The following is a 1,186-nucleotide window of genomic DNA, read 5'->3' on the forward strand; positions in this document are numbered from 1 at the left end:
TTATGATGAAGAATTTAAACGTAATACGATTGAACACATGGAGTCTTCAGGTAAGAAACCGACGCAAATAGCCAGAGAATTAAACATTCCTAAAAGTACCCTAAGTCACTGGATCAAACAGTATGGATCGGGTGCGGTTGAAACGCAGTCCCAGGTATTTGTAGATTATGAGCGCCTAAAAAAATTGGAAAAACAATACCTAGAACTCCAAGAAGAGAATGACATTTTAAAAAAGGCGATGCACTTCTTCACAAAGGACCCGCGCTGATTTATCCGTTTATTTATAAACAACGCTTCCAGTATAGGGTCGAGAAGATGTGCACAATTTTAAAGGTTTCTAGAAGCGGATATTACAAATGGATACAACGTGAACCTAGCGCCCGTGAAAAGCGTCTAAAAGTGCTAGAAAAGCAGATTCGAAGTCTGTTTAACTACTATAAAAAACGTGCGGGAAGTCCTACAATTACGGAAATCTTAAGAAAAAAGGGAGTAGTTGTTTCTTCCAAAACGGTCAGCCGTCTCATGAGAAAACTGGGGTTAAAGTCGATAACGGTTAGGAAAATCAAGGCTACAACAAATTCTAAACACCATTTGCCAGTGTACGACAATGTGTTAAATCGCCAGTTTAAAGTGCTAGCACCGAATAAAGCTTGGGTAACGGATATCACCTACATTGCAACAGGTGAAGGTTGGTTGTATTTGGCCAGCGTAATGGACTTATATTCTCGCAAAATCGTAGGATTTGCGATGGGAGCTCGGATGACAAGAGAGTTAGTTTTAGACGCATTAGAGAAGGCATATAATCGACGCAAGCCCGAACCTGGATTAATCCATCACTCTGATCGCGGCTCGCAGTACGCTTGTCATGAGTATCGTGAAAAGATACAAACCTACCAAATGATTGGCAGTATGAGCCGCAAGGGAAATTGCTACGATAATGCGTGCATAGAATCTTTTCATAGTACGTTGAAAAAAGAACTTGTGTATCAAACAAAATTTAAGACCCGTAAGCAAGCTATGAGAGAGCTCTATGCCTATATTGAATTTGACTACAATCGACTTCGAGCTCACTCTACTTTAGGGTACGAGTCGGCTCATCATTTTGAGCAACTTTACTACAAAAGTCAGCCGGCCTAATACAACGGTTGTTCCTTGATTTTGTGTCTACGCTATTGACAGAAGTGCA

Annotated in this window: 1 pseudogene; it reads left to right on the forward strand. The window is 40.6% G+C overall.

Features of this window, described 5'->3' with window-relative positions:
• Positions 1-1,137: pseudogene (locus AC58UU_RS39890) on the forward strand (IS3 family transposase); the annotation flags it as partial.
• Positions 1,138-1,186: the final 49 nt, after the last annotated feature.

The organism is Paenibacillus sp. JT22N1 (assembly GCF_059692155.1).